Annotated in this window: 7 protein-coding genes; all 7 read left to right on the plus strand. The window is 25.9% G+C overall.

Annotated features, from left to right (window positions below):
• Positions 1-122 precede the first annotated feature (122 nt).
• Positions 123-677 carry a toxin-antitoxin system YwqK family antitoxin gene (locus tag G6N05_RS15235; protein ID WP_166131757.1) on the plus strand — a complete coding sequence of 185 codons (555 nt, stop codon included), beginning with the start codon at positions 123-125 and terminating at the stop codon, positions 675-677.
• A gap of 162 nt (positions 678-839) precedes the next feature.
• Positions 840-1,535, plus strand: coding sequence for a hypothetical protein (locus G6N05_RS15240; protein ID WP_166131760.1), 696 nt, complete (start codon positions 840-842; stop codon positions 1,533-1,535).
• 273 nt (positions 1,536-1,808) lie between these two features.
• Positions 1,809-2,465: a hypothetical protein gene (locus G6N05_RS15245; protein ID WP_166131763.1), complete on the plus strand. Its 657-nt coding sequence runs from the start codon at positions 1,809-1,811 to the stop codon at positions 2,463-2,465.
• A gap of 169 nt (positions 2,466-2,634) precedes the next feature.
• Positions 2,635-3,636, plus strand: a complete 1,002-nt coding sequence (locus tag G6N05_RS15250) for a hypothetical protein (RefSeq protein ID WP_166131766.1) — start codon at positions 2,635-2,637, stop codon at positions 3,634-3,636.
• A gap of 170 nt (positions 3,637-3,806) precedes the next feature.
• A complete protein-coding gene (locus tag G6N05_RS15255) occupies positions 3,807-4,712 on the plus strand; it encodes a WG repeat-containing protein (protein ID WP_166131769.1) in 906 nt (301 codons plus the stop codon).
• Position 4,713: 1 nt separating this feature from the next.
• Complete coding sequence (locus tag G6N05_RS15260) at positions 4,714-6,225, plus strand: hypothetical protein (RefSeq protein ID WP_166131771.1); 1,512 nt, start codon at positions 4,714-4,716, stop codon at positions 6,223-6,225.
• 209 nt (positions 6,226-6,434) lie between these two features.
• The gene (locus tag G6N05_RS15265) at positions 6,435-6,902 is read left to right on the plus strand and encodes a hypothetical protein (RefSeq protein ID WP_166131774.1); all 468 of its coding nucleotides are present in this window, start codon (positions 6,435-6,437) and stop codon (positions 6,900-6,902) included.
• Positions 6,903-7,077 lie beyond the last annotated feature (175 nt).

Genomic DNA, 7,077 nt, shown 5'->3' on the forward strand with positions numbered 1-7,077 from the left:
TTTCTCGCAAGAAATTTTATCTTTGATAGAAAATAATCGTTTCCGAAGTTCGCAACCTCGCCAAGCGCCGGAACGTTGGCAGACATTATCACTGAAACGTGTAAAAACACAAGATTTAATCAATGAAAAACATTATAATAGTAATTTTTACAACTTTATTATTTGTCTCTTGTAAACTCACAAAAGAGACTTATGAAAGTGGCGAATTAAAAAAAATTGGAAAAACTTCAAACGTTTTAAAAATTGGAAATTGGAAATTTTACCATAAAAATGGAGAGATATTTCAAAAAGGTAAATATCGAGATGGAAAAGAAATTGGAATCTGGAAAATCTATCACGAAAATGGAAAATTACATCAGATTGGAGAATTTAACGAAGGAAAACAAAATGGAGAATGGAAATTTTTTCACGAAAACGGAAATAAAGAAGGAATTGGAACACTAGATAATGGAAAGTTAATAGGTCAATGGAATTGGTTTCATACTAATGGAAAAATCTATACAGAAAGATTATATTCAGATGGAAAACTATTAACTATAATAAATTGTTTTGATGGAAATGGAAAGCTATTAGATAAAGGCACTTTAAAAGACGGAAATGGAACACTAAATTTATTTGATATTGATGGGAATTTAATAGAAATTCAAAACTTTAAAGATGGTGAATATGTAAAATAACGATCTGCCAACAGGCGTTTGGCAAGATTGCGAATTTTGTAGTAAATTCACGTTTATTTCTCGCAAGAAATTTTATCTTTGATAGAAATTAATCAGTTCCGAAGTTCGCAACCTCGCCAAGCGCCGGGACGTTAGCAGTAAGCTTAAAAGACGAACCAAGAAATGGGAGCACCTCTATACGATATAACAATTTATTACAACGGAAGCGTAATAAAAGACGCACCACAAGATTTGGATTTTAGACGAATCGTAAATTACATCGCTGACTTTTATCACGACCAACTAAATGGTTACAAGCCAAAAAAGACTGGCAGAATATGTATTCATCTTGGTCCAACAAAAAACTGGGACAAACCAAATTATTTTGGTGCAATTTGCAGTTACGATAATATTATAGATGAAAATAAATATTTAAGCCTTTCTAAAAAAGAAAAGTATAAATACATCCTTGAAATTTTGCATTCGACAGTTATAGAAATTGCAAATATTTATAATTGGGACAAATCTGTTTTTAATAAAGCATACGAACACATTATTGAAAGTGACTTTAAATTTGAAAAATATTATCCTGAAAAAAAATCAAAAAACAGAAAACATATTGGACAAGTAATTTTAACAAAAACAGAAGAAAAATCTAAGTTATCCTTAGTAATAAAGACAGGAGATTCGACAAGAAAAGAAGTTCTTCTCGAAAAAGAGAATTTGTATTGGTTTGACAGCACTTATAATTTTGCAAAAAAATGTAAATGGATAGACAACTCATCCTTTGGTCTTTATAAAAACGGAAAGAATTGCTACTTTTCAATTGAACAAAACTGTATAATTAACGATTTGACATTTAATGAATTTAATTTTTGAACCTAATAAAAAGCCTACTGCTAACAGGCGTTTGGCAAGATTGCGAATTTTGTAGTAAATTCACGTTTACTTTTCGCAAGAAATTTTATCTTTAACAGAAAATAATCGGTTCCGAAGTTCGCAACCTCGCCAAGCGCCGGAACGTTAGCAAACAGTTTAGAAAACCGAGGAAGAATTCAACAATTTAAAGCAACAAATGAAAATTTTTATCTTTGTTGAATTATATGAAAATCACAAAAAATTAAGGTTAAAAAATTCAAATTCAACACATTAATGAGAAAAAATATACTAGTCATTTTAATTATTACACTTTTATCATGTAATAAATCAAATAGTTTTCAAATCGAGCCAAATGCTGTTAAAAAAGTTATAGACTTTTATAAAGGAGAATGCATATTAATAAAAAATGCTGAAAGCAAATGTTATGAAATTGAATTAAGTAAAAGCGAACTATTGAATTATGATGTGAATAGTATTGATTATCATGCAGGAAATATAGCCTACATTCTTTATAAAAATCTTAATGATAAGAATTATGATAACGTTAAAGTAAAAATAATAATAAATAATGGAGATAACTTTGATTTTAATTACTCAGTAAAAGAACTTTCTGAAGTAGAAAGTTATATGTCCAATTTTGAAGAAATAACTAATTTAATAAAGAATAAAGAGTACAAAAAATTATTTTATCAATTTGATAAATCTTTTGATGCTAATGAAAAATCCATAAATATCATGTTTAATAATGTTGAGAATAAACTCGGAAAACTTAATGATATTTATTGTTCGGGTTTTAAAAACTTTGAAACAGACGCATGTGGAAAAGTAATCGAATTTAAAGCAGTTTTGATGTATGAAAAAATGGCTATTAACATGTTTTTATGTTTAAGCAAGAAGAATAAGAAACTAGTCTTATTGTTAATTCCATAAAAAAACCGATTTGCTAACAGACGTTTGGCAAGATTGCGAATTTTGTAGTAAAATCACGTTTACATTTCGCAAGAAATTTTATCTTTGATAGAAAATAATCGGTTCCGAAGTTCGCAACCTCGCCAAGCGCCGGAACGTTAGCAGAAATTTTAACAGAAAATCGAGAATAATGAATCATTACGAACAATGTGGATTGATATTTGCTAAGGAAAATAATTTCTTTACAGCCACAAATTTCTTTTGCAGAGCTATAGAATCTGAACCCGATAATGCAATATCTTGGTTTGCTTTGGGAAACAATTTTATTAAGCTACGTGAGTTAAGTCAAATAGATGATTTATATTGGTTAGGAATTGCTTGCTTAAAAAAATCTTATGAATTAGACAGAAATGAATTTTCAAATAACATTCTTAAAACTCATAATTCAAATGATTTAAGCAATATTTCAACCGCTAACTTAGGAATGATATCAAAATTCAAAGTTGAAATTGAAAACAAAAAAATGATTGAAGATTTTTCTAAATTTCAATCAGAAGATAATAAAATAGCCTTGGTAATGCATCTTGGAGAAACAAAAGATAATTCTTTTTTTGAGTTTTTAAAATACTGTATTTCTAAAGGAACAAATCCACATGTAAGATTTGCTGCTATAAAAAGAATTCCATTTTATAAAAATCAAGGTTTACAGCTTTTCTTTGAAGATTTGATTTCAAATAATAAGCAGGCTGAATTAGAACCTTATTTTAGTATTGCTTTATCAACTTTGAATGAAGATTGGGTTAAAAAATATATAAATTATGAGTATGCAAATCCAAACAATCATAATAAATCTTTTAATAAAGAAGAAATTTACGCTTCATTAAAAAATGATGAAGTTAGAGCTACTATAGCTTTATCTTTAATAAAATACGATAAAAATGAAATTGAAAAGTTATTCAAAGAAAAGAATCATAAAACTTTAGCATTTTACTTAACAAATAATATGAATAATGAAGGACTAAACTTTTTAATTAGGAATGATATTTTAGATTTAAAAGGTAACATTTTAGAAATAGGTTGGAAACATATTGAAGAATTTTTAAAAATAGACTTCAAGAATGAAAAAAAGAATCAAATAGAAAAACACTCCGAAAAGATTAGCGAGAAAAAATGGTGGGAATTTTGGAAATAAAAACTTCTGCTAACAGGCGTTTGGCAAGATTGCGAATTTTGTAGTAAATTCACGTTTACTTTTCGCAAGAAATTTTATCTTTGATAGAAAATATTCGATTCCGAAGTTCGCAACCTCGCCAAGCGCCGGAACGTTGTGTGCTATTTTCGAACTAAAGAAAACTAAAAAGAATGAGAACATTATATAACATCATTATTCTATTTGTAATAACATCTTCATTTAGCCAAAACAAGGTTTATGAAAAATTACAAAAAAGATTACCTTATTTAATTCAATTTAATGAGGCTTTTGATAATTTAGATAATTATCCAGAATGTACTGAAATAGATTGTCAATATAAAAAAGTTTCTATAAACTACATTTTCGAAGAAGCATATCCATTTATTAAAAATTTCGCATTGGTTAAATTTAACGGAAAGTATGGTATAATAGATAAAAAAGGTGTATTTCTTGTAGAACCAATTTATGAAACAATTAAGTTTCATGATGGAGATGTAAAATTTGATGAAAAACTTTGTTTTTCTTTTCGTTATGGCAAAATTGTTAATTCTTGTGATTTTATTTGTGGGTATCCAAAAACATATATTGGAATCCAATTTGTTGAAAATAATAAGTATCAAATAATTGATAAAATAAATAAAATTAAATCTCAAGTTTACGATTCAATTGCTTCTAATGGTAAATATTATTTAGTTAAAAAAAATGAAAAGTGGGGCGTAATAAAATATGATTCTATTTTTAAACAAGTTATTAATTTAAAATACAAAAATGCTAAATTTATAAATTACGGTATTGCACTTTTAAATAGCGATAATTTATGGGAATATTATAAAGTTGACATCAAACCTAAACTAATATTAACAACAAAAATACTTTGTGAACCATATGTATGTGTAGATGATAAACTTGTAGGTGTTTTTAAAACCAAAAATGGAAAATATAATTTATTATATAATGATAAGTCTATTTTTGAAGAATTCGACTCTATTGATTACACAGGAATTTACGCAATGCGGGATAATAAAGTTTATATTATAAAAAATAAGCTAAAACAGTTATTATATATTCTTAATTAAAATGAAAAACTTAAAACTAATTTTAGCTTTATTTTTATTTACTCAATTCAATTTTGCGCAAGAAACCTATAAAATTACTCAAGGAGAATTGCAGTTTATAAATCCTGAAAAAGGAATTATACTAAAAAAAAATAATGATTATTTACAATTAATTATTGAATCAAATATAAACAACAAAAAAATGAAGTTTTCTACTATAATTAATAAAATCAGCGAGGCTGATTTTATTAATTATAGTAATAATATGAAAAATGTTTATTATGAGGATATTATTGTAAAATATGATTTTAAAAAGATTAAGAAAATAAAGTTTGTTTCAAATGAAAAAGATGAATTTGGAGAATATGAATTAACACATTTTAACAATGAAACTTTCGTAACATATCAACATGAATTTAAAGAAGTTACAAATAAAATGGAATTAATTGAATGTGATGAATATTCAAAATATTTCTATGCAAATTTTGGAGAGAACAAAAAAATAATAATAACTTCTGGTGATTTTAACTCATTCATAATTCCAACCAAAAATAAATTGCAATTATTAGGAAACAATAGTTTTGAAAACTATAAAATTGTAAAGCAAAGTAAATTAACTAATAAACACATTTGGTTAACAACTAATAGAATCTTTGACGAACAAGAATTTATAATTGATACACTTAAAAACAAAAAAGTTCAGCTAAAAAACATTTATAACGAAATATTAATAAAAGAAATTTATGATTCAATAACTATAAATAGTATAATATACTGTTATAAAAAAAACAATGTTGATTTATACAATCTAAGATTTAAAAAGTTAAATAAAAAAAGAATAAAAGCTGCTCATACATATATGGGAAATGTTCAAATTCTTAAAAAAAACAACCTAAATTGGATTGATTGGAATGGAAAAGAATTAAAAAAACCTTCATTTTTTCATTCATATAATTTACCCGAAGCAATTATTGAGGTAGAACAAGGTGAAATAAAGATTAATAAAAAGTATAATTCATTTTTTCTTGTTGATAGCAATTTTTACAATTATGATATACAAATCTTTAAAAAAGATAGTATTCAACTTATAAATACAAAAAATATAGAGTTTTTTTTATCTGTCGAAAATTCTTCTTTTAATAAAATTATAAGTAAAAACATTAATAACTATGAGGATAAAGAAAATTCATATGGTCAATATAATAAATATAATAACGGACTATTGTATTCAAAATTTAATATAGTTGCTTACAAAAACATAAATGGATCTTTTGGATTTAATTTTATTGATAAATTTATAAATCCTAATTTTTCAAATAAAGATTTTGATTTATTACAAGAATTACAATCAATTGAATTTCAAAATCCTTTTTATAAATTAGAAAAAAATAATTTATTTATGCTCTATCCTTTACAGAATAACTTCAAATATAAATCACTTAGCATATTTCAATATAATTTTGCTCGTTTTGAACTACCAAATGGTCAAAAAGGTTGGTTGAGTAAAGAAGGGAAAGAATATTTTGATGAATAAAAAAACAGCACACAACAGGCGTTTGGCAAGATTGCGAATTTTGTAGTAAATACACGTTTACATTTCGCAAGAAATTTTATCTTTAAAAGAAAATAATCAGTTCCGAAGTTCGCAACCTCGCCAAGCGCCGGAACGTTAGCAGTAATTTTTCGAGAATCGAAATATTCAGAAATATTATTGAATAGTAAAACAATTATTAAACAAATATAATGGCACAAGATTATAGCTTTATAATTACAAAAGAGAAAATTGAAATTCCGAAAACAATTATACATTTCAAATCTGAGAATTTGACAATTATACCAATGAATGTTGGAGGTCATAGTGTTAAAGCATTTATTGAAAATAAAAAAGGAATTCTTTTAAAAAATGACTCTTTTTATTTTAATGATGTAACTTACATAAAAAATATTATCGACGAAATTGGTCTAACCTCTAAAGATTTTGCAATTATCCATACATCAGATTTTGGAGATATACCTGTCGATGATTTTCAATCAGCTTTTCAAAATGGAGAGTTGGTTAAAAACTCAATCTTTATTAGTGAGCAACAAAATGTAAAAGATGGAAAAGAAATAGACGTCGCATTAAAAATATTATCTATAAATCCGAATAACATAATGAACTTTAACAAATTTGTTGACGCCGAAGAAGAATATTTGAAAAATTGTGATTAATTGTTACGTAAAAAAACTACTGCTAACAAGCGTTTGGCAAGATTGCGAATTTTGTAGTAAATTCACGTTTATTTATCGCAAGAAATTTTATCTTTAACAGAAAATAATCGGTTCCGAAGTTCGCAACCTCGCCAAGCGCCGGAACGTTAACCGCAAGTGCCGAACAGAGCTAATC

Source organism: Flavobacterium bernardetii, from assembly GCF_011305415.1.
Classification (GTDB): domain Bacteria; phylum Bacteroidota; class Bacteroidia; order Flavobacteriales; family Flavobacteriaceae; genus Flavobacterium; species Flavobacterium bernardetii.

What these genes read in the sequence shown, in the direction of transcription:
- G6N05_RS15235 (WP_166131757.1), top strand. Translation starts at nt 123, where the DNA reads ATGAAAAACATTATAATAGTAATTTTTACAACTTTATTATTTGTCTCT.
- G6N05_RS15265 (WP_166131774.1), top strand. Translation starts at nt 6,435, where the DNA reads ATGGCACAAGATTATAGCTTTATAATTACAAAAGAGAAAATTGAAATT.
- G6N05_RS15250 (WP_166131766.1), top strand. Translation starts at nt 2,635, where the DNA reads ATGAATCATTACGAACAATGTGGATTGATATTTGCTAAGGAAAATAAT.
- G6N05_RS15245 (WP_166131763.1), top strand. Translation starts at nt 1,809, where the DNA reads ATGAGAAAAAATATACTAGTCATTTTAATTATTACACTTTTATCATGT.
- G6N05_RS15255 (WP_166131769.1), top strand. Translation starts at nt 3,807, where the DNA reads ATGAGAACATTATATAACATCATTATTCTATTTGTAATAACATCTTCA.
- G6N05_RS15260 (WP_166131771.1), top strand. Translation starts at nt 4,714, where the DNA reads ATGAAAAACTTAAAACTAATTTTAGCTTTATTTTTATTTACTCAATTC.
- G6N05_RS15240 (WP_166131760.1), top strand. Translation starts at nt 840, where the DNA reads ATGGGAGCACCTCTATACGATATAACAATTTATTACAACGGAAGCGTA.